The following is a 21,675-nucleotide window of genomic DNA, read 5'->3' as shown; positions in this document are numbered from 1 at the left end:
GCGCGACCGACCCGCAGCCGGCGGACACCCGCACCCCCACGGCGATCAGGCCCCGGCGACAACCTCGGCGAGGTACGCCTCCGTCTTCGCCGGCTCGTAGAAGAAGTTCTCGAAGTCCCCAGGATCGTTGAACCCGTTGGCGAAACGATCAGCCACCGGCTGAAGCTGCCCGGCGGCACCGATGAGGTTGAGGATGTGCTCCGGCGGCGGAGCCAACATCGCGTTGGTCCACTTGGTGACGTGCTGGGCGGTGTCCCAGTACCGGTCGAACGCCGCCCGCATCCACTCCTCGTCGAACTCCTTCTCCCCCCGCTCGAGAATGGAGGCGAGATAGGAAGCCGCGCACTTGGACGCCGAGTTGGAGCCCTGCCCGGTGATCGGGTCGTTGGCGACGACGACGTCGGCGACGCCGAGGACCAGGCCGCCGCCGGGCAGGCGGCCGATCGGGGTGCGGACGGTGGGCGCGTAGCGCCCGGCCAGCGTGCCGCCGGCGTCGGTCAGTTCGACCTTGGTGGCCCGCGCGTACTCCCAGGGCGTGAACTTCTCCATGAGTTCCAGGGTCAGGGAGAGGTGCTCCGCCGGGTCCTTGACGCCGTTGAAGACGTCGAGCGGGCCGCCGGGTATGCCCTCCCAGAAGAGGATGTCGGCGCGGCCCGAGGTCGTCAGCGTGGGCATGATGAACAGCTCACCGACGCCGGGGACGAGGTTGCAGCGGACCGCCTCCGTGTCCGGGTGCTCCGGGCGCGGGCCCAGGCCGTGGACGTACGACACGGCCAGGGCCCGCTGCGGCTCGCTGTAGGGGGACCGCTCCGGATCCCGGGCGAACATCTGCACGAGCTCGCCCTTGCCGGCCGAGACGAGGACGAGGTCGTAGGTGCGGGAGAAGTAGTCGAGGTCGGAGACGGCCGCGCCGTGGATCACCAGCTGGCCGCCGCGCTGGGCGAAGGTCTCCATCCAGCCGGCCATCTTCACCCGCTGGTCGACGGACTGCGCGTACCCGTCGAGCCTGCCCAGCCAGTCGATCGCGCGCTGGGTCGGACCCGGGTCGTGCGAGCCGGGGGCCGCCACCGAGACGCCGAGTCCCTCGATCTTCGGGGCCTGGGACTCCCAGAAGTTCAGCTGGAGGTCGCGCTCGTGCTGGAGGGCCGTGTGGAACATGCACTGCGTCGACATCACCCGGCCGGAGCGGATCTCGTCCGCGGTCCGGTTGGACATCAGGGTGACCTCGTACCCGTGCGACTGGAGGCCGAGGGCGAGCTGGAGGCCGGACTGGCCGGCTCCGACGACGAGTATCTTCCGCATGCGGGGGTGTCTCCTAGGTGGCCGGGGAGGCCTACTCGGGGGTTTCGTCGAGCGCGTGGCCCACCAGGGCCAGGAGGGTCTCGATCACGGAGATCCGGCGACGCGCGTCCATGATCATGACAGGTATGTGCTTCGGGATCGTGAGCGCTTCCCGCACGTCCTCCGGTTCGAAGAGCTCGCTGCCGTCGAAGTGGTTGACGGCGACGACGTACGGCAGTCCGCAGCTCTCGAAGTAGTCCAGCGCGGGGAAGCAGTCCTTCAGGCGGCGGGTGTCGGCGAGGACGACGGCACCGATCGCGCCGCGCACCAGGTCGTCCCACATGAACCAGAACCGCTGCTGGCCCGGCGTGCCGAACAGGTAGAGCACCAGGTCGTCGTCGAGCGTGATGCGGCCGTAGTCCATGGCCACCGTGGTGGTGAGCTTGTCCGGGGTGCCGGTGAGATCGTCGGTCTCCTCGCTGGCCTCGGTCATCAGCGCCTCCGTCTGGAGGGGCGTGATCTCCGAGACGGTGCCGACCAGGGTGGTCTTGCCGACGCCGAACCCGCCCGCCACCACGATCTTGGTGGCGATGGGAGCCCGGGTGCGGTCCGTCTGCCAGGACTTCAGGTTTTCGTCGGGCTCGTCGACGAGCGGGGACACGCCGAAGGAGGTGTCGGCGTCAGAGACGACGGAGTCCACTCAGCACCCTTTCCAGCAGAGCGCGGTCGGGACGGCCCGTACCGTGACCGGTCCCGGTGCCGTACACACGGATCTTTCCCTGGTCCGCGAGGTCGCTGAGAAGCACGCGGACCACGCCGAGCGGCATCTTCAGCAGCGCGGCGATCTCGGCCACCGTACGCATGCGGCGGCACAGTTCGACGATGGCCCGCAGCTCCGGCATGACCCGGGTGCTGAGGGAACCGCTCGTCAGTTCCTTGCGTTCCTCGGGGGCTTCGAGTTCGGCCGTGGTCGCGACGAAGGTCTCGACGAGGAGGACGTGACCGAAGCGGGTTCGGCCGCCGGTCAGCGAGTAGGGGCGGACACGGGCGGGCTTGCGGTCGCCGCCGCGGACCGGGAGCTGCTTGCGGTTCTTCGGTGCGGTGCTCATCGGCTGCTCCCCGTTGTCGCGGTCTCGAGGGACTGCCTGAGTTCGCTGCGGAGTTCGGGGGTCAGGACGTGGCCGGCGCGGCCCACGAAGAGGGCCATGTGGTACGCCACCACGCTCATGTCGCAGTCGGCGGAGCCGTGGACGCCGAGGAGTGAGCCGTCGCTGATCGACATCACGAAGAGGCTGCCCTCGTCCATGGCGACCATCGTGTGCTTCACGCCGCCGGACTCCATGAGCTTGGCGGCGCCGATGGTGAGGCTGCCGATGCCGGAGACGATGGTGGCGAGGTCGGCGGAGGAGCCGCGCGGGCCGGTGGGTTTGACTCCGCCGGCCTGGCGGGCCGCTTGGTTGCGGCCCGGGTCCGAGGAGAGAAGGAGCAGGCCGTCGGAGGAGACGACCGCGACGGACTGGATACCTGGCACTTCCTCCACGAGGTTCGTCAACAGCCAGTGCAGGTTGCGGGCTTCACTGCTCAGTCCGAAGGTACTGGGCGCGGTCAACTGCTTGCCTCCTCGACTGTGCCCCCCGTGTCTTCTTCGGCGTGTGCGTGTGCTTCTTGAGGTGCTTGAGGTGCTTGAGGTGCCTTGTTCTGCGCCGTCTGTTCGGCGATTTCCGCCTCTACGTCGCGGTAGCCGGCCTCCGCCCCCCGGCGGAAGCCGCCCAGGCGGCGGCGGAGGGCCTCCGCGTCCACGGAACCGCTCCGCTGGCGCGGGGCAGGGGTGGGTGCGGTGAGTTTGGGTGTGCGCTTGGGGAGGCCCTTGTCGGTGAGGAGTTCCTCCGGGGCGTCGGGGGTGCGGGTGTGCTCCGCCCGGGTGTGCTCCGCCTCCGCTTCGCCTTCGGCGGGTGTGCTCCCACCGGCACCACCCGTGCGGCTTTCGTCGTCGGGTGCGGGTGGCCCCTGTGAGGCGTCCTCACCGTCGGCGGCCGCGGGTACGGGCGTGGCGCGGGGCGCCACTGCCGGGCCGGGGATCGCGTGATCCGCGGCCGACGGGCCGGTGACCGTGCGGTCCGTGGCCACCGGGCCATCGGCCACGCGGTCCGTGGCCGCCCGGTCGGCGGCCCCGCCCCCCACAGCCGGCAGACCGTCGTCCGCGGGGTCCGTGGCCGACAGGCCGTCGGACGCGTCAGTCGTGGCCGACGGGGCGGCGTCGGTCCGGGTTTCCCCCGTTCCCTCTGTTTCCTCCGTCTCCCCCTGCGGATGGGGGATCAGGAGTTCCATCGTCGTCTCGGCCGGGGTTTCCGGTGTGGCCTTGCGCACCGCCTTCTCGGCCAGGGTGACCAGGGGGTCGGTGGGGGGCTTGGGGCGGGACGGGAGGACGTTGGAGTTGGCTTCGGCGTCGGCGCCGGGGAGGGAGAAGGTGGGGGTGGAGGGGGAGGTCGGGGCGGTTGCCGGGATCGCGGCGGTGGCCGGGGCCTGGGCGAGCAGCGGCGGCGGGAGGACGACCACCGCCGCCACACCGCCCTGCTTCTGCTCGCGCAGTTGCACGCGCACCCCGTGCCGGTGGGCGAGGCGGGCGACGACGTACAGGCCGAGTCCGAGGCCCTCCTCGCCCTCCTGGTCGTAGGGGGTGTCCGGGTCGAACTCGGTGAGGCGGGTGTTGAGGCGGGTCAGGCGCTCCTCGGTCATGCCTATGCCCTCGTCCTGGACGGAGAGCATGACCTCGCCGTTCTCCAGGAGCCAGCCGGAGACCTCGACGGGCAGGTCCGGCGGGGAGAACGAGGTGGCGTTCTCCATGAGTTCGGCGAGGAGGTGGCTCAGGTCGTCGGCGGCGAAGCCCGCCACGTGCGCGTGCGGAGGGAGCGCGGAGATACGGACTCGTTCGTAGCGTTCGATCTCGCTGACCGCCGCTCGGACCACGTCGACCAGCGGGATCGGTCCCGCGTGCTGCTGGATGTGCTCCGTGCCCGCCAGCACCAGGAGGTTCTCGCTGTGCCGGCGCATGACCGTGGCGAAGTGGTCGAGCTTGAAGAGGGTGGCGAGGCGTTCGGGGTCCTGCTCGCGCTCCTCCAAGCCCTCGATGACGGTGAGTTGCCGCTCGACGAGCCCGAGGGTGCGCAGGGAGAGGTTGACGAAGGTGCCGCTGATGCTGGTGCGCAGCCGCTCCAGCCGGTCGGCGGCCTCGGCGAGTTCGGCGCGCAGTTCCTCGCGGGCGTCGGCCATCTTCTGACGCTGCCCGACGAGGTGCTTCCGGTCGGACTCGAGGGTGGTGACGCGCTCGTGGAGGGCGACGGCGTGCTCGTGCAGGGCGTTGACGGAGCGGACGACCTGGGCGAACTCGTCGTTGCGCCCGGTGAACCGCACGGGTTCCTCGGCGGCCGGGTTCTCGGCGCCGGCCAGCCGGGCGGAGCCGAGACGCAGCACGGCGAGCGGGCGGGTGAGGCTGCGGGCCATGGCGGTGGCGATGCCGACGGCGATCAGCGTCAGCGCGCCGAGGAGGGCGATACGGATCTCCAGCGCGGTGACGTCGTCGTCGCGCAGCTGGGCGAGGTCCTTGGTGCGGTGGTCGTAGAAGGAGGACTCGACGCCGCGCATCAGGTCGACGCGGGCGGAGAGCGCGGCGTTCAGCTTCTTGGTGCTGGTGTCGAGCTCGTCGTCGCTGAGTTCCGGCTGGTCGGTGAGGGTGGCCAGGTACTTCTCGGCGGTGTCGACCTCGCCGCCGGTGACCGTGGAGTCGTAGGACTCGACGGTCGGCTCCGGGGCGCTCTCGCGGAAGGCGGTCAGGGCGGCGTCGGAACGCAGGCGGGCCTGCTGCGCGGCGGCGGTGAGGGCGTTGCGCTGCTTGGTGTCGGCGGCGGAGGAGACCGTCTCGGTGGACGACAGACCGGTGTTGGGGTCGTAGACGCTCTCGGTGGACGTCGGCACGTTCAGCGCCGCGAGCAGCAGTCCGCGGGCCGCGGAGGCCTGCTGGACGGCGGTGTCGAGCTCGGCGAGGGCGTGGGCGCCGGAGCCCGCGCGGGGCGGCATCTGCTCCGCGAGCCGCTCGGCGAGCCCGTGCAGCGCGGTGATGGCCTCCGAGTACGCCTCGTGCGCCTCGAAGGCCGTGCTCTTGCCGGTGAGGGCGGCCTGGCGCACGGACGCGATGCCGTTGAGGTCCTTGCGCAGCGCGCCGGGCAGGTCGGTGTCGGCGGTCAGCTCCCGCACCTGCCGGTCCACGCGGGCGCTGCTCTGCCCTGAGGGCGCCTTGGACTTGGTGCGGCCGGCCGCGACGTAGGTGGTGACCTCGTCCCTCTCGTCGGCGACCGCCTGGGCGAGCGCGAGCGCGTCCTGGGTCCGCTCGGCCAGCGTCACCAGGTCCTGGGAGTCCTTCAACTGCCCGGAGGCGGTGAGGATCGAGGGGGCGCCGGCGCCGACGATGGCGGCGGCCACGACGGCCGCCGCGACGATCAGCCGGTTGCGTACGTGGGTCGGACGGCCCTTGCCGACAGGGGTGCGCTCCGCGCCCGCTTCGGAGGCCGTGTTGCTGCCTGTGCGCCGAGGCCGCGTCTTCTGCACCGGTGCTCGCATTCCTGACTCGTGTACCCATGGGCCGGATGTGACGCTCCGTCAACTGGTGCGTACGTCCGGTACGGTTCCCGACCCTCCCAGTGCCGGTGGGCAGGGGCCGCGCATCGCCTGCCCCGCCACCCGAAGGAGTGAACATCCAAGGAGAGTGGGCGGGCAAGTTCCTCTGGCGTGTGCGACGGCCTTGCACGGAGGGCCGGTTGGACGTGGACGGCGGGCTTTGACAATATTCGCCGCCACAGCTTCCCGGACAGCTCCATTCCCTCCCAAAACAGGCGTCTGACCTGCGAGGGTGCACCAACCCGGGGAATGTTGCCAGCCTTTCGCGAAGGGTGTGGAGGGGTCGTGCAGACTGGCTGAATGCGCACGGAACTTGTGTCGGAACCCGGTGATCGGGCCCACCCCAACGAGGACTTCGCGAGCGTCGGACTTCCCGCCTCCGGACAGGGCGGTTCGCTCGTCCTGCTGGACGGAGTGACGCCGCCGCGGGGCGGCACGGGCTGTCTGCATTCGGTCCCCTGGTATACCGCGCGTCTGGGCGGCGCTCTGACCGAACTGACCGTTTCACTCCCGGATGTTCCTCTGGTCGAGGCACTCGCCACCGCCATCGCGCGTACCTCCGCCACCCACGCCGAAACCTGTGACCTTTCTCACCCGCGCACCCCTCAGGCCACCGTGGTCTGCGCGCGTTGGTCCCCGGAAACGGTCGAGTACCTGGTCCTGTCCGACTCGGCCCTTCTCCTGGCCTCCCCCGACGGCGCGGTCGTCCCGGTCCTCGACGACCGCCTCGACCGCCTCCCGCGCGCCCTGCTGGTGAGCGAGGAGATCTGCGACGCGCGGGCCCGCAACAAGGAGGGCGGTTTCTTCACGGCCGCCGCGGACCCGGCGGTGGCCGGCCGTGCCGTCACCGGCACCCTCCCCCGCGCCGACGTCACCGCCCTCGCCGCCCTCACGGACGGGGCGACCCGCTGGGTGGAGAAGTTCCGGGAGGGCGACTGGTCGGACCTGTTCACCTACGTCCGCAAGGAGGGCCCGCGGGCACTGGTGCGGCGGGTACGCGAACTGGAGACGGCGGACACCGAGCGGGCGTTCCTGGGCCGCAGCAAGAGGCACGACGACGCGACGGCGGTGTACGTGGAGCTTTGAATCCTCCCCTCCCTGAAGGGAGGGGATTCCTGGCTCAGGCTGCCTCCTGGAGCAGCGCTCCAGGAGGTCTTCCGCCATCGGCACCAGCCGGGTTGAGACCAGCCCGGACGAGCATCACGCGTGCGGAGTTCTTGTCCCGTGGGGACACAGTGTTGCACGCGGTGCAGGTGTAGGTGCGCTCACCCAGCGGCAGTGCGTGCTTGGCTCTCGCATCGCAGTGCGCGCAGTCCATCGTGGTGTGCGCGGGGTGTACCAGGCGGATATCCCGCCCGTGCTTGCGGCCCATTACGTACGACGGCCGCACACACGTACCCCGATCTCCCGGCCACCACCCCAACCAGCGACCACGGGCACACGCGTTCGCATCACCCCGGCGGTGCCTGACAGCGGTACGGCGCTCCGCGCCCTGAACCGGATGCGGCGACCCTCCGCACCACGACACCCGGATGCGATTCCCCCCGGCGTGAAAACCGGGGCATCCTCGCAAGAAACAGGTGAGGCCTTCGTCGCCTGTCGCCAGACCTACTTGGCCATTCCCTGATTCAACTGGTGGAGCAGCCGGGCCAGTTCGGCCACCTCGCCGCGGTCCCAGTGCGCGAGCTGGCTGACGTACCGCGCGCGGCGGGCCTCGCGGACCCGGCTCACGCGGGTGCGGCCCTCCTCCGTCAGGTCGACCAGCCAGGCGCGCCCGTCCGCGGGGTCCGGCTCGCGGGCGATCAGGCCGAGGTGCTCCAGGGCGCGCAGCTGACGGGACATGGTGGCCTTGCCGACGCCGATGTAGGCGGCGAGCTCGGTCGCGCGCTGGCGGCCGCACTCCTCCAGCCGGACGAGGAGGCCGTACGCGGCGGACTCCAGGTCCGGATGGACCTCGCGAGCCATCTCCCCCTGGTTGGCCCGGGCACGGCGCAGCAGCACCGTCAGCTCCCGCTCCAGGGACAGGAACTCCTGGTCCACACCTCTCGGCGACGCCTCGGACACACCTCCGCGTCCGTCGCCGTGTCCGTCCTCGTGCACGTCAGCGCTCCTGATCCGGTTCCGGCCCCGATCCTACGTGCGTAGCCCTTCACCAGGCCCGCGGCGTCATCATGCTCACGCCAGCGTCACGCCTCATCCGGGTGGGGAGGCCCGGGTGGTCCGGGCGGTGAAGGTCCGGTCGTCCGGGCCGGGAAGGCCCCCGCGGGCTGGGCGGGAAGGTCCGAGCCGTCCAGGCCGGGAAGGCCCCCGCCGACCGGGCGGGAGGTCCGGTCGTCCCGGCGGGCAAGGCCCCGACCGGCCGGGCCGGAAGGCCCCGACCCGGCCATGCGGCCAAGACCCCGACCGGCCCGGCGGGCAAGACCCGAGCCGTCCAAGCCAGGAAGGCCCCCGCCGACCGGCGGGAAGGTCCGGTCGTCCCGGCGGGCAAAGCCCCGGCAGGCCACGCGGGGAAGGCCCGGGCCTCCCTCACGAGAGGCCGGGCCTTCCCCTGTCCGGTCGCGTCCGTCACGCCGCGACAGGAACCTCGGACGCCGCTCCGTTCGTCGCCGGGGACAGCGCCAGCTCCAGGACCTGGCGGACATCGGTGACGGCGTGGACGTCGAGCTTGTCCAGCACCTCCGCCGGGACGTCGTCCAGGTCGGGTTCGTTGCGCTTGGGGATGATCACGGTGGTGACGCCGGCCCGGTGCGCGGCGAGCAGCTTCTGCTTGACGCCGCCGATCGGGAGGACCCGGCCGGTCAGGGACACCTCACCGGTCATGGCCACGTCCGTACGGACCAGCCGCCCGGACAGCAGGGACGCGAGCGCCGTCGTCATCGTGATGCCCGCGCTCGGGCCGTCCTTCGGCACCGCGCCCGCCGGGAAGTGGATGTGCACGCCCCGGTCCTTCAGGTCACCGACCGGCAGTTCGAGCTCGGCTCCGTGGCTGCGCAGGAAGCTCAGCGCGATCTGCGCCGACTCCTTCATCACGTCGCCGAGCTGACCGGTCAGGGTCAGACCCGCCGCGCCGGTCTCCGGGTCGGCGAGGGACGCCTCGACGTAGAGGACGTCACCACCGGCACCGGTGACCGCGAGCCCGGTCGCGACACCCGGCACCGCCGTCCGCCGCTCGGCCGGGTCCTGGGCGGACTCGGGCACGTGGTGCGGCCGGCCGATCAGGCCGCGCAGGTCGCCGTCGGCGACGGTGAACGGCAGCTTGCGCTCGCCCAGTTCGTGCTGCGCGGCGACCTTGCGCAGCAGCCGGGCGATGGACCGCTCCAGGTTGCGGACGCCGGCCTCGCGCGTGTACTCGCCGGCCAGCTTGCGCAGCGCGCCCTCGTCGATCGCGACCTCGTCCTTGTCGAGCCCCGCCCGCTCCAGCTGGCGCGGGAGCAGGTGGTCACGGGCGATGACGATCTTCTCGTCCTCGGTGTAGCCGTCGAGCCGGACCAGCTCCATACGGTCGAGCAGGGCCTCCGGGATGGCTTCGAGCACGTTGGCGGTGGCGAGGAAGACCACGTCCGACAGGTCGAGTTCGACCTCCAGGTAGTGGTCCCGGAAGGTGTGGTTCTGCGCCGGGTCCAGCACCTCCAGCAGGGCGGCCGCCGGGTCGCCCCGGAAGTCCGACCCCACCTTGTCGATCTCGTCGAGGAGCACCACCGGGTTCATCGACCCGGCCTCCTTGATGGCCCGCACGATCCGGCCGGGCAGGGCGCCGACGTACGTACGCCGGTGGCCGCGGATCTCCGCCTCGTCGCGGACACCGCCGAGGGCGACGCGGACGAACTTGCGGCCCATGGCGTGGGCGACGGACTCGCCGAGCGAGGTCTTGCCGACACCGGGCGGCCCCACCAGGGCCAGTACGGCACCGCCGCGCCGCCCGCCGACGACGCCCAGCCCGCGCTCGCCGCGGCGCTTGCGCACCGCGAGGTACTCGGTGATCCGCTCCTTCACGTCCTCCAGGCCCGCGTGCTCGGCGTCGAGGATCGCCTTGGCGCCCTGGATGTCGTAGGAGTCCTCGGTCCGCTCGTTCCACGGCAGTTCGAGGACGGTGTCCAGCCAGGTGCGGATCCAGGAGCCCTCGGGCGACTGGTCGCTCGACCGCTCCAGCTTGTCGACCTCCTTGAGGGCGGCCTCGCGGACCTTCTCGGGCAGGTCGGCGGCCTCGACGCGGGCGCGGTAGTCGTCGGACTCCTCGCCCTCCTTCTCACCGTTGAGCTCGCGCAGCTCCTTGCGGACGGCCTCCAGCTGACGGCGCAGCAGAAACTCGCGCTGCTGCTTGTCGACGCCCTCCTGGACGTCCTTGGCGATGGTCTCGGCGACGTCCTGCTCGGCGAGGTGGTCACGCAGTTGCTGCGTGGCGAGCTTCAGACGGGCGACCGGGTCGGCCGTCTCCAGGAGCTCCACCTTCTGCTCGACGGTCAGGAAGGGCGAGTAGCCGGAGTTGTCGGCGAGGGCCGAGACGTCGTCGATGGCCTGGACCCGGTCGACGACCTGCCAGGCGCCGCGCTTGCGCAGCCAGGCGGTGGCAAGAGCCTTGTACTCCTTGACCAGTTCGGTGACGTGGCCGGGCACGGGCTCGGGCACCTTCTCGTCGAGCCGTGTGCCCTCGACCCACAGCGCCGCACCCGGGCCGGTGGTCCCTGCGCCGATCCGCACGCGGCCACGACCACGGATCAGGGCGCCCGGGTCACCGTCGGCCAGCCGGCCGACCTGCTCGACCGTGCCGAGCACACCGGTGCTCGCGTACGTCCCGTCGATGCGCGGCACCAGAAGAACCCTGGGCTTCCCGGGCTCCGACCGGGCGGCGGCCTGGGCGGCCTCCACCGCGGCACGCACATCGGCGTCGTTGAGGTCCAGCGGAACCACCATCCCGGGCAGCACGACCTCGTCGTCGAGCGGCAGCACAGGCAGGGTGAGCGGTGTGAACGCTGCGGACTCAGCAGCCATGATCTCCCCTTAGGCAGTCAAGTTGAGTTATGCCGACTCAATGCATGGGCGCGCGGGATTGTTCCCAGGCCGTAGTTCGCTGTGAGCGATCACGCCTGCCGCGCGGGACGCACGGCCGCATATCGTCATCGCCGTAATAGATGGAGATGCATTGAGCCTCTTACAGGGGGAGTGCTGTGGACGGGATCGTGCGGGCGTGGGTGGACGGGTGGGTCGTGTCCCGCGGGGCGGCTCCGCCCGTGCGGGAGCCGTGGGGGTTCACCGTCGACGTGGGGCAGGCGGCACAGGTGTCACGGCATGTCTTCGCGCAGGTCGGCGAGGGGGTCGAGGACACGGTGGTGCGCAAGGTGGCGGCCGGGGTGACCGGAGTCGGCGTGTGGCTCAAGGTGTTCCAGGACCCGACGGTGGTGGGGGGATGGCTGGGCGAGGGCTGGTGGGTGGATCCGGAGCCGGGCTGGTTGATGACGGTGCCGCTGAGGGCGGACGCGGAACCGACCCCGGCCCTTGAGGGCTACCGGCTGCGCACCTGGACGCGCGGCGGCACCACCCGCGTGCTGCTCGCCGCCCCCGACGGCTCCTTCGCCGCCCGGGGTCAGGTCGCCCCGACCGGCGCCACCGCCGTGATCGACCAGATAGAGACCGCGCCCGAGCACCGGCGCCGGGGCCTGGGCAGCGTCGTCATGCGGACGCTGCAGACCGCGGCGGCGGCCGAGGGCGCGGAGACGGGAGTCCTGGCGGGGACCCCGGCGGGGCGGGCGCTGTACGAGTCGCTGGGGTGGAGGGTGGTGGCACCGCTGACGAGCGCGAGGTTCGTGGGGGCGGAGGGGTGAGCCGGGGTGGGGAGGGGCGGCGGGCCCGTGGCCGGGAGGGACGGCGGACCGTGGCCGGGAGGGGCGGCGAACCGTGGCTGAGCAGGGACGGCGACCGGCGGTCGTGGAGGGACGGCGGAGCTGCGGCTGTGTGACTGACGGCGGGCTCGTGGCCGGGAAAGGACTGCGAGCCCGTGGCTGAGCAGGGACGGCGACCGGCGGTCGCGGAGGGACGGCGGAGCTGCGGCTGAGTGACTGACGGCGGGCCCGTGGCCGGGAAAGGACTGCGAGCCCGTGGCTGAGCAGGGACGGCGACCGGCGGTCGCGGAGGGACGGCGGAGCTGCGGCCGGGTGACTGACGGCGGGCCCGTGGCCGGGAAAGGAATGCGAGCCCGTGGCTGAGCAGGGACGGCGACCGGCGGTCGCGGAGGGACGGCGGAGCTGCGGCTGAGTGACTGGCGGCGAGCCTCCCGCCAGGTGACGACGGACTCTCGACCGTGACTGACGGCGGCCGCGACGGCCAGGGGAAGACGGATGGCAGCCCCACGGCCGGACCGACAACAGGCCCGCCTCCGGGGACGACGACAGGCCCACCTCCGGGACGACGACAGGCCCACCTCCGGGACTGACGACGGCCCCGCAAGCCAGGGTGTGACGTCGGCCGGGGCGCACCGCATCCCGCCACCGCCGGTGCCTCGCTCCACGCGCCGGACAGCCCTCCCGCCCTCCCACCCCTCCCCCCACTTCCGGCATTCACGTCGAATCGACCGCCCGCCCCCACCACAATGCGCACATGACCGATGACTGGAAGCAACACCTCGACGCCCTCCACGCGGAGTTGGTCAGCCGCGACGACCCCGTCGCCTGGGTGACCGAGGCGGACGCCGTCGAGGCGTCAAGGCGCTACCCGTACATCGCACCGCGCGGGCCGGTCTTCGGTGTCGCCGCACTGGACCCGTCCGCGGCCGGGTCCTGCTGGCGTCTGCTGAAGCCGGTGGTGAACGGCATGCCCCAGCAGGCCCGGGACGGCCTGAACTCGTTCCTGTGGTTCACGGCGAAGGACGGCACCGACGACCCGGCCGCCCGCCGCGCACTGCTCGCGGCCGTGGCCGTCCTGGAGCGTGAACCGGTCGACGAGGTGGAAGCGCTGGGCGTGCGCTACCGGGTCGTCCGCGGTGACGAGTTCGCCCGCATCGGCGAAGACGAACCCGAGCCACCCCGCCCCACCGACCCGGAACCGGCGGACCGCTTCTGGGACGGCCGCGACGACGCCCCCTCCCCCGACGTGGGCTTCGTCCTCGACCCCGACCGCGACGAGGGGCCGATGGCCGGCGCCCTACGGCTCGGCCTGCGGGACTTCGCCTACACGGAAGCCCACTTCCCCGCCGAAGTGCGCGAGGACTCCGCGCGGGCGGTCGTGACGCATCCGGAGGTCGTCTGCCTCCCCGTCGGCTTCTCGGTGGCCGAGCGCGACGAGACGGGCTGGACTCCGCGCGGCGCCCTCATGCCGACCCCGCACGCGGCCCGCCGCCTGCTGTACGAGGGTCTGGCGCGCTTCTGGGCTCTGATGTTCCGGTTCGACGAGCGCAAGAAGGCGGTCTACGCCCGGGCAGCCGAGGAGTACCGAGCCGCCGGCCGCGCCGACGAGGCCCGGGTGGAGGACCGCCTCTTCCGCGTCTGCCGTGTGGAACGCCTGGTCCGCCTGGGCCCGGACGGCCCCGAACCACCCCGCCCGTCCGACGTCGACGACTACGGCCCGATGAAGCTCCACCCGACGTTGCTGGAGGACGGCACGGTGCTGCACGACGATTGACGAACCGACGGACGTACGACGACCGGCTCACACAGCTGGGCCACCCCGAGGCTCCCGGCAGGCACCCGGGGATGGCCAAGGTCATCAGAGCGCGGGCCTGTACCGACACGCGGCCCCGCAGCGTGGACACGACCAACCACAACGCGCCCGCACCCGCACTGCACCCGCGCTGCATCCGCACTGCACCCGCGCGGCATCCGCACTGCACCCGCGCTGCACCCGCGCGGCATCCGCACTGCACCCGCATCCGCACCCGCCGACGGCGGACGCGCCCCACAGGGGCCACCCGCACCCGACAACGAATGCCGCACGGGCGGTGCGGGTGGGAAACACATCCGCCGATGGCGAAGCCGAGGCGAAAAGCTACGCAGCCGCAGCCGCACCCCGCACCCACGGCCACGTCCCCACCCCGACCCCCAACGCGATCAGATGCCCCCAGTTCGTCACCGGATCCGTGAACGCGATCAGTTCCTGCACCAGCATCCCCCCGAACACCGCGAGCAACGGCCACCGCAGCCACGGCGTCAACACCCCCGCCAGCGCGCCCACGCTCGCGGCGACGCCGAAGCTGATGCCGTAGTCCAGCCGGTGCAACGAGCTGTCGGGGAGGTGGCCCACCCACACGGCCAGGCCGACAGGCACCTCGGTCGCCAGGGTGGCCAGGACGTGCCCGAGCAGGAAGACACCGGCCGTGCGGGCACCGCCGACGCGCCGCTCCAGCGCCGCGAGGACGACGAGGAAGCCGAGGACGAACGGCGAGGCGATCCCGCCCGCGACCCACAGCGCGCTGGCCACCAACACCGGCACCGGCTCCCGCAGCAGATGGGCCACGTCCGTACTGGACGCCTGGTGCAGGGTCCGTACGAGTGCGGGGTCGGCGTGGGTGGCGACGTAGGAGGTGACGGCGAGGACGACCGCGTAGCCGAAGGTGAACGGGGTGCCGGTCGGGGTGGGCAGCAGCCGCCAGGGACGCGGGCGTGCCTTGGTCCGCGGGGCCGCAGCCCCGGGCGTCCGCTGCCGCGGCACGCCGTCCAGCAGGCCGGAGACTTCGGGCAACGGCGCCGACGGAGCGCTCACGTCGGCCGTGGCGGGGCGTGCCGTACGTTCCACCAGGGCGCTCCTTCCGTTTCCCTCCACCCTTCGCGCCCCACGCGCCTCTGTCTGTGACCGACGCCACGCGACAGCCGATTCACAGCAACTCCGAAGGTTCCCCGCTCCCCGTCGCGCTCCGGCCCGGCCCGGCACCGGCGGCGTCAACCGCGCGCACCCGCTCACCCCCGTACGAACGACCCTGCCCAAAATTCCTCAACCATCCGTCAGGTCCGGTGCCAGGATGGAGGGATGCCCCTCTCCTACGACATCCCCGAAGTCCTGGACCGTCGTGAGGGCCCTTACGGCGAGGTCGTGCTGCGCCGGCACGGCGAGTTGCTCCAGATCATCGCCAACGGCTGCTTCCTGATGGACACCTCCGACGGCCGTTCGGAGCGGCTGCTGGTCGACGCCGCCCTGACCGCGCTGGACGAGCGACCCGCACCGGAGGTGCTGATCGGCGGCCTGGGCGTCGGCTTCTCGCTGGCACACGCCGCCGCCGACCCCCGCTGGGGCCGCATCACGGTCGTCGAGCGCGAACGCGCCGTCATCGGCTGGCATCTCGACGGCCCCCTCGCCGCCCTCTCCGGCCCCGCTCTCGCCGATCCGCGCACAAAGATCGAGGAAGCGGATCTGCTCGACTACGTCAATGAGACATCCGCCACGTTCGACGCGCTGTGCCTGGACATCGACAACGGGCCCGACTGGACCGTCACGGAGGGCAACGACAGCCTCTACTCACCGGCCGGACTCGCAGGCTGCGCACGGGTGTTGAGACCCGGCGGGGTACTGGCCGTATGGTCCGCACAGCCGTCTCCGGAATTCGAGGGAACCTTGGGGAATGCCGGGTTCCAACAGGTGCGTACCGAAGAGATCCCTGTTGCCCGAGGCGTGCCGGACGTCGTGCACCTCGCCGTTCGACCCGCCGTTCGACCTGGATAGCAAAGCCGCGGTGACTCCGGGTACGTTGCTGCCCTGACGCCGATCATTTACGCGTCAACCGCAGTCATGCGCAAACAAGGGATCACCCCACTGATTCCGGAAAGCACCTCAGGGGCGGGCGATGGAGCAGACACACACCTCGCACAACGGCACGACGACGGCGACCCCGGGCGCACAGCGCCGCGTTCTGGTCGTGGAGGACGACCCGACGATCGTCGACGCCATCGCGGCCCGCCTGCGCGCCGAGGGATTCCTCGTGCAAACGGCAGGCGACGGTCCGGCGGCCGTCGACACCGCAGAGGCCTGGCAGCCCGATCTGCTGATCCTCGACATCATGCTGCCCGGCTTCGACGGTCTGGAGGTCTGCCGTCGTGTGCAGGCCGCCCGCCCGGTGCCGGTGCTGATGCTCACCGCGCGCGACGACGAGACCGACATGCTGGTCGGGCTCGGCGTGGGCGCCGACGACTACATGACCAAGCCGTTCTCGATGCGGGAACTGGCGGCACGCGTGCACGTGCTGCTGCGCCGCGTCGAGCGGGCCGCGCTGGCCGCGGCGACGCCGAGGAGCGGCATCCTGCGCCTCGGCGAGCTGGAGATCGACCACGCCCAGCGCCGGGTACGGGTGCGCAGCGAGGACGTGCACCTCACGCCCACCGAGTTCGACCTGCTGGTCTGCCTGGCCAACACCCCGCGCGCGGTGCTCTCCCGTGAGCAACTCCTCGCCGAGGTGTGGGACTGGGCGGACGCCTCCGGCACCCGCACCGTCGACAGCCACATCAAGGCGCTGCGCCGGAAGATCGGGGCCGAGCGGATCCGTACGGTGCACGGCGTGGGCTACGCGCTGGAGACGCCGACACCATGAGCGGCGGGCCGGACGCACCGAGAAGCCCCGGGGAGCCCTGGGGCGGCGTACGCCCGTTCTCGATCAAGACCAAGCTGGGAGCGCTGGTCGTCATCTCGGTGCTGATCACCACCGGGCTGATGATGATCGCCATGCGCACCGAGACCGAGCTGCGCTTCATCACGGTCTTCTCAATGATCGCCACACTGCTGATTACGCAGTTCGTGGCGCATTCGCTCACCGCGCCGCTGGACGAGATGAACACGGTGGCCCGGTCCATCTCGCACGGCGACTACACCCGCCGGGTCCGCGAGAACCGCCGCGACGAGCTGGGCGACCTCGCCCAGACGATCAACGTCATGGCCGACGAGCTGGAGGCCCAGGACCGTCAGCGCAAGGAGCTGGTGGCCAACGTCTCGCACGAGCTGCGCACGCCCATCGCGGGCCTGCGCGCGGTCCTGGAGAACGTGGTCGACGGCATCGCGGAGGCCGACCCCGAGACCATGCGGACGGCGCTGAAGCAGACGGAGCGGCTGGGACGTCTCGTGGAGACGCTCCTCGACCTGTCCCGGCTGGACAACGGCGTCGTACCGCTGCGCAAGCGGCGGTTCGAGGTGTGGCCGTATCTGTCCGGGGTGCTGAAGGAGGCCAACATGGTGGCCTCCGCGCGCGCGACCATGGGCTCGGGCGGCAGTCACACACGGACGGACGTCCATCTGCACCTGGACGTCTCGCCGCCGGAGCTGACCGCGCACGCGGACCCGGAGCGCATCCACCAGGTCGTCGCCAACCTCATCGACAACGCGGTCAAGCACAGCCCGCCGCACGGGCGGGTGACGGTGAAGGCGCGGCGCGGACCGCAGCCGGAGTCGCTGGAGCTGGAGGTCCTGGACGAGGGCCCCGGCATTCCGCGCTCCGAGTGGCGCCGCGTCTTCGAGCGGTTCAACCGCGGGGCCGTCCGCCGGCCGCACGGTCCGGGCAGCGACGGCGGCACGGGACTGGGGCTCGCGATCGCCCGCTGGGCGGTCGATCTCCACGGAGGCCGGATCGGGGTGGCCGAATCCGAGCGGGGTTGCCGGATTCTTATCACCCTTCCGGGAGAGCCTTCCGTGCCAAGTTGACGTAAAGTGCGAAGCGGAGCCACAAGATCCACCGGTGTCCGCGCAGCCGGACACGTGTGATCAGGCAGAGCACCGGCGCAGGCCGGAGGGGGTCCGTACGTTCAGGTGCGCGACCTGCGTCAACCCATCCTTTTTGCAGGGCAACCGCGCTTGTTTCCCGCCATTTCCACCCTCGAAACACGCTCTTTGATGTGACTTACACGACGAAGCAGCGGGCTGACCTGACCTTCACCCGCTGGGAGGCGTAGCCTTTATTCCCGCTGTCCATCACCTTGTGAAGCGGAAGAGGGCGGTTGCCGCCGTGTCGCCACAGTCCCCCAGTAACTCGAGCATCTCGACCGACGCCGACCGAGCGGGCAAGAACCCCGCCGCGGCCTTCGGGCCCAACGAGTGGCTCGTCGACGAGATCTATCAGCAGTACCTCCAGGACCCGAATTCTGTAGACCGTGCCTGGTGGGACTTCTTCGCCGACTACAAGCCGGGGGCCGCCAGCGCTCCGGCTCCGGCGGGTACTGCGGCCGCGGGGGCCGCAGGGACCACCACCACGCCCCCGGCGGCGCCCGCCGCCCCGGCCGCTCCGGCCCAGGCCGCGCCCGCTGCTCCGGCCACCGTGCCGGCCCCGGCCGCCCCGAAGCCCGCGGCCGCCGCCCCGGCTCCCGCGAAGCCCGCCCCGGCGGCCAAGCCGGCCGCCGCCCCGGCGAAGGCCGAGCCCGTCACCGCGGCCCCCGACGGCCCGGAGTACGTGACGCTGCGCGGCCCGTCCGCCGCGGTCGCCAAGAACATGAACGCCTCCCTGGAGCTGCCCACGGCCACGTCCGTGCGCGCGGTCCCGGTGAAGCTGCTGTTCGACAACCGCATCGTCATCAACAACCACCTGAAGCGCGCCCGGGGCGGGAAGATCTCCTTCACGCACCTGATCGGCTTCGCGATGGTGCAGGCCATCAAGGCCATGCCGTCGATGAACTGGTCGTTCGGCGAGAAGGACGGCAAGCCGACCCTCATCAAGCCGCCGCACGTCAACCTCGGCCTGGCCATCGACCTGGTGAAGCCCAACGGCGACCGCCAGCTCGTCGTGGCCGCCATCAAGAAGGCCGAGACGCTGAACTTCTTCGAGTTCTGGCAGGCCTACGAGGACATCGTCCGTCGCGCCCGCGACAACAAGCTGACGATGGACGACTTCACCGGCGTCACGGTCTCCCTGACCAACCCCGGTGGCCTCGGCACCGTCCACTCCGTGCCGCGTCTGATGCCCGGCCAGTCGGTCATCATGGGCGTCGGCTCGATGGACTACCCGGCGGAGTTCCAGGGCACCAGCCAGGACACCCTCAACAAGCTCGGCATCTCGAAGGTCATGACGCTCACGTCGACCTACGACCACCGGGTCATCCAGGGCGCCGCCTCCGGCGAGTTCCTGCGCGCCGTCGCCAACCTCCTCCTCGGCGAGAACGGCTTCTACGACGACATCTTCGAGGCCCTGCGCATCCCCTACGAGCCGGTCCGCTGGCTCAAGGACATCGACGCCAGCCACGACGACGACGTCACCAAGGCCGCCCGTGTCTTCGAGCTGATCCACTCCTACCGGGTCCGCGGCCACGTCATGGCCGACACCGACCCGCTGGAGTACCGCCAGCGCAAGCACCCCGACCTGGACATCACCGAGCACGGCCTCACCCTGTGGGACCTGGAGCGCGAGTTCGCGGTCGGCGGCTTCTCCGGCAAGTCCCTGATGAAGCTGCGCGACATCCTCGGCGTGCTGCGCGACTCGTACTGCCGCACCACCGGCATCGAGTTCATGCACATCCAGGACCCGAAGCAGCGCAAGTGGATCCAGGACCGCGTGGAGCGCGGCCACACCAAGCCGGAGCGCGAGGAGCAGCTGCGCATCCTGCGCCGTCTGAACGCCGCTGAGGCCTTCGAGACCTTCCTGCAGACGAAGTACGTCGGCCAGAAGCGCTTCTCCCTGGAGGGCGGCGAGTCCGTCATCCCGCTGCTGGACGCGGTGCTGGACTCGGCTGCCGAGTCCCGCCTGGACGAGGTCGTCATCGGCATGGCCCACCGCGGCCGCCTGAACGTGCTCGCCAACATCGTCGGCAAGTCGTACGCGCAGATCTTCCGCGAGTTCGAGGGCAACCTCGACCCGAAGTCGATGCACGGCTCCGGCGACGTGAAGTACCACCTGGGCGCCGAGGGCACCTTCACCGGCCTCGACGGCGAGCAGATCAAGGTCAGCCTGGTCGCGAACCCCTCGCACCTGGAGGCCGTGGACCCGGTCCTGGAGGGCGTCGCGCGCGCCAAGCAGGACGTCATCAACAAGGGCGGCACGGACTTCACGGTCCTGCCGGTGGCGATCCACGGCGACGCGGCCTTCGCGGGCCAGGGCGTGGTGGCCGAGACCCTGAACATGTCGCAGCTGCGCGGCTACCGCACCGGCGGCACGGTCCACATCGTCATCAACAACCAGGTCGGCTTCACCGCGGCGCCCGAGTCGTCGCGTTCCTCGATGTACGCCACGGACGTGGCCCGCATGATCGAGGCCCCGATCTTCCACGTGAACGGCGACGACCCGGAGGCCGTGGTCCGCGTCGCACGTCTGGCCTTCGAGTTCCGCCAGGCGTTCAACAAGGACGTGGTGATCGACCTCATCTGCTACCGCCGCCGCGGTCACAACGAGTCGGACAACCCGGCCTTCACCCAGCCGCTGATGTACGACCTGATCGACAAGAAGCGCTCGGTGCGCAAGCTGTACACCGAGTCCCTGATCGGTCGCGGCGACATCACCCTGGAAGAGGCCGAGCAGGCGCTGCAGGACTACCAGGGCCAGCTGGAGAAGGTCTTCACGGAGGTCCGCGAGGCCACCGCGCAGCCGGCTCCGGGCACCTCCCAGGACCCGCAGGACGGCTTCCCGGTCGCGGTCCCGACCGCGATCTCCACGGAGGTCGTCAAGCGCATCGCCGAGTCCCAGGTCAACGTCCCGGACCACATCACCGTCCACCCGCGTCTGCTGCCGCAGCTGCAGCGCCGCGCGGCGATGGTCGAGGACGGCACCATCGACTGGGGCATGGGCGAGACCCTCGCCATCGGCTCGCTGCTGCTCGAGGGCGTCCCGGTCCGTCTGGCGGGCCAGGACTCCCAGCGCGGCACGTTCGGCCAGCGGCACGCGGTGATCATCGACCGTGAGACGGGCGAGGACTTCACCCCGCTGCTCTACCTGTCCGAGGACCAGGCCCGCCTGAACGTCTACAACTCCCTGCTCTCCGAGTACGCGGCGATGGGCTTCGAGTACGGCTACTCGCTGGCCCGCCCGGACGCGCTCGTGATGTGGGAGGCGCAGTTCGGCGACTTCGTCAACGGCGCGCAGACGGTCGTCGACGAGTTCATCTCCTCGGCCGAGCAGAAGTGGGGCCAGACGTCCGGCGTCACCCTGCTCCTCCCGCACGGCTACGAGGGCCAGGGCCCGGACCACTCCTCCGCCCGCCCGGAGCGCTTCCTCCAGCTCTGCGCCCAGAACAACATGACGGTCGCGATGCCGACCCTGCCGTCGAACTACTTCCACCTCCTGCGGTGGCAGGTGCACAACCCGCACCACAAGCCGCTGGTCGTCTTCACCCCGAAGTCGATGCTGCGCCTGAAGGCCGCGGCCTCCAAGGCGGACGAGTTCACGAGCGGCCAGTTCCGCCCGGTCATCGGCGACGTGTCGGCCGACCCGGCCGCGGTCCGCAAGGTCGTCTTCTGCGCCGGCAAGGTCTACTACGACCTCGAGGCCGAGCGTCAGAAGCGCGGCGTCACGGACACCGCGATCATCCGCATCGAGCGCCTGTACCCGCTGCCGGGTGCCGAGCTCCAGGCGGAGATCGCCAAGTACCCGAACGCCGAGAAGTACCTGTGGGCCCAGGAGGAGCCGGCCAACCAGGGCGCCTGGCCGTTCATCGCCCTGAACCTGATCGACCACCTGGACCTGGCCGTCGGCGCCGACGTCCCGCACGGCGAGCGCCTGCGCCGCATCTCGCGGCCGCACGGCTCGTCCCCGGCGGTCGGCTCGGCGAAGCGCCACCAGGCCGAGCAGGAGCAGCTGGTGCGTGAGGTGTTCGAGGCGTAACCGCTCTCGACAGGCGTACCCGG

Annotated in this window: 15 protein-coding genes and 1 pseudogene; 7 read left to right on the top strand and 9 right to left on the bottom strand. The window is 71.2% G+C overall.

The genetic code is table 11. From position 1 onward, the window contains the following. Positions 1–45: 45 nt before the first annotated feature. Genes IE263_RS39020 through IE263_RS39000 form a run of 5 tightly spaced genes read right to left on the bottom strand, consistent with a single transcriptional unit; the run spans position 46 to position 5,883 of the window. On the bottom strand, positions 46–1,302 hold the full coding sequence (locus tag IE263_RS39020) for a styrene monooxygenase/indole monooxygenase family protein (protein WP_189942831.1): 1,257 nt from the start codon (positions 1,300–1,302) through the stop codon (positions 46–48). Positions 1,303–1,333: 31 nt separating this feature from the next. Next, positions 1,334–1,981, bottom strand: coding sequence for a GTP-binding protein (locus tag IE263_RS39015; RefSeq protein ID WP_189942830.1), 648 nt, complete (start codon positions 1,979–1,981; stop codon positions 1,334–1,336). Continuing rightward, on the bottom strand, positions 1,962–2,390 hold the full coding sequence (locus IE263_RS39010) for a DUF742 domain-containing protein (RefSeq protein ID WP_189942829.1): 429 nt from the start codon (positions 2,388–2,390) through the stop codon (positions 1,962–1,964). Before IE263_RS39010 ends, IE263_RS39015 begins: the two co-directional genes overlap by 20 nt. Beyond that, positions 2,387–2,890: a roadblock/LC7 domain-containing protein gene (locus IE263_RS39005; RefSeq protein WP_189942828.1), complete on the bottom strand. Its 504-nt coding sequence runs from the start codon at positions 2,888–2,890 to the stop codon at positions 2,387–2,389. The genes IE263_RS39010 and IE263_RS39005 overlap by 4 nt, the downstream gene beginning before the upstream one ends. Continuing rightward, entirely contained in the window at positions 2,887–5,883 is a 2,997-nt protein-coding gene (locus tag IE263_RS39000) for a sensor histidine kinase (protein ID WP_229911399.1), read from the bottom strand. Before IE263_RS39000 ends, IE263_RS39005 begins: the two co-directional genes overlap by 4 nt. A 369-nt stretch (positions 5,884–6,252) precedes the next feature. Here IE263_RS39000 and IE263_RS38995 point away from each other — a divergent pair, with 369 nt between their 5' ends. Next, positions 6,253–7,038, top strand: coding sequence for a protein phosphatase 2C domain-containing protein (locus IE263_RS38995; RefSeq protein ID WP_189942826.1), 786 nt, complete (start codon positions 6,253–6,255; stop codon positions 7,036–7,038). Positions 7,039–7,072: 34 nt separating this feature from the next. On the opposite strand, the pseudogene IE263_RS38990 reads toward IE263_RS38995, so the two are convergent. The 3 genes and pseudogenes from IE263_RS38990 to lon form a co-directional block, all read right to left on the bottom strand. Next, positions 7,073–7,324 (bottom strand): annotated as a pseudogene (locus tag IE263_RS38990) (zinc ribbon domain-containing protein); the annotation flags it as partial. A 236-nt stretch (positions 7,325–7,560) separates the two neighbouring features. Beyond that, positions 7,561–8,052, bottom strand: a complete 492-nt coding sequence (locus tag IE263_RS38985) for a MarR family winged helix-turn-helix transcriptional regulator (protein WP_189942825.1) — start codon at positions 8,050–8,052, stop codon at positions 7,561–7,563. A gap of 465 nt (positions 8,053–8,517) precedes the next feature. Further along, positions 8,518–10,941: an endopeptidase La gene (gene lon / locus IE263_RS38980; protein ID WP_189942824.1), complete on the bottom strand. Its 2,424-nt coding sequence runs from the start codon at positions 10,939–10,941 to the stop codon at positions 8,518–8,520. Positions 10,942–11,117: 176 nt separating this feature from the next. Here lon and IE263_RS38975 point away from each other — a divergent pair, with 176 nt between their 5' ends. Both IE263_RS38975 and IE263_RS38970 read left to right on the top strand, forming a co-directional pair. Continuing rightward, positions 11,118–11,771, top strand: a complete 654-nt coding sequence (locus tag IE263_RS38975; protein ID WP_189942823.1) for a GNAT family N-acetyltransferase — start codon at positions 11,118–11,120, stop codon at positions 11,769–11,771. 772 nt (positions 11,772–12,543) lie between these two features. Then, on the top strand, positions 12,544–13,563 hold the full coding sequence (locus IE263_RS38970) for a DUF5954 family protein (RefSeq protein WP_189942822.1): 1,020 nt from the start codon (positions 12,544–12,546) through the stop codon (positions 13,561–13,563). 363 nt (positions 13,564–13,926) lie between these two features. Here IE263_RS38970 and IE263_RS38965 read toward each other — a convergent pair whose 3' ends face one another. Continuing rightward, positions 13,927–14,673, bottom strand: coding sequence for a rhomboid-like protein (locus IE263_RS38965; protein WP_189942821.1), 747 nt, complete (start codon positions 14,671–14,673; stop codon positions 13,927–13,929). Positions 14,674–14,904: 231 nt separating this feature from the next. Here IE263_RS38965 and IE263_RS38960 point away from each other — a divergent pair, with 231 nt between their 5' ends. The 4 genes from IE263_RS38960 (at position 14,905) to IE263_RS38945 (ending at position 21,652) form a co-directional block, all read left to right on the top strand. Beyond that, on the top strand, positions 14,905–15,594 hold the full coding sequence (locus IE263_RS38960; RefSeq protein WP_189942820.1) for a spermidine synthase family protein: 690 nt from the start codon (positions 14,905–14,907) through the stop codon (positions 15,592–15,594). A gap of 121 nt (positions 15,595–15,715) precedes the next feature. Continuing rightward, a complete protein-coding gene (locus IE263_RS38955; RefSeq protein WP_189942819.1) occupies positions 15,716–16,456 on the top strand; it encodes a response regulator transcription factor in 741 nt (246 codons plus the stop codon). After that, on the top strand, positions 16,453–17,556 hold the full coding sequence (locus IE263_RS38950; protein WP_189942818.1) for a HAMP domain-containing sensor histidine kinase: 1,104 nt from the start codon (positions 16,453–16,455) through the stop codon (positions 17,554–17,556). The genes IE263_RS38955 and IE263_RS38950 overlap by 4 nt, the downstream gene beginning before the upstream one ends. Positions 17,557–17,857: 301 nt before the next feature. Continuing rightward, the gene (locus tag IE263_RS38945; protein ID WP_189942817.1) at positions 17,858–21,652 is read left to right on the top strand and encodes a multifunctional oxoglutarate decarboxylase/oxoglutarate dehydrogenase thiamine pyrophosphate-binding subunit/dihydrolipoyllysine-residue succinyltransferase subunit; all 3,795 of its coding nucleotides are present in this window, start codon (positions 17,858–17,860) and stop codon (positions 21,650–21,652) included. Positions 21,653–21,675 lie beyond the last annotated feature (23 nt).

Source organism: Streptomyces aurantiogriseus, assembly GCF_014649375.1.
Taxonomy (GTDB): Bacteria; Actinomycetota; Actinomycetes; order Streptomycetales; family Streptomycetaceae; genus Streptomyces; species Streptomyces aurantiogriseus.
This window is presented reverse-complemented; position numbering and strand designations above follow the sequence as displayed.

Coding starts and splice junctions, on each gene's coding strand:
- IE263_RS39020 (WP_189942831.1), bottom strand. CDS start 1,302: ATGCGGAAGATACTCGTCGTCGGAGCCGGCCAGTCCGGCCTCCAGCTC.
- IE263_RS39010 (WP_189942829.1), bottom strand. CDS start 2,390: ATGAGCACCGCACCGAAGAACCGCAAGCAGCTCCCGGTCCGCGGCGGC.
- IE263_RS38995 (WP_189942826.1), top strand. CDS start 6,253: ATGCGCACGGAACTTGTGTCGGAACCCGGTGATCGGGCCCACCCCAAC.
- lon (WP_189942824.1), bottom strand. CDS start 10,941: ATGGCTGCTGAGTCCGCAGCGTTCACACCGCTCACCCTGCCTGTGCTG.
- IE263_RS38970 (WP_189942822.1), top strand. CDS start 12,544: ATGACCGATGACTGGAAGCAACACCTCGACGCCCTCCACGCGGAGTTG.
- IE263_RS38960 (WP_189942820.1), top strand. CDS start 14,905: ATGCCCCTCTCCTACGACATCCCCGAAGTCCTGGACCGTCGTGAGGGC.
- IE263_RS38955 (WP_189942819.1), top strand. CDS start 15,716: ATGGAGCAGACACACACCTCGCACAACGGCACGACGACGGCGACCCCG.
- IE263_RS38950 (WP_189942818.1), top strand. CDS start 16,453: ATGAGCGGCGGGCCGGACGCACCGAGAAGCCCCGGGGAGCCCTGGGGC.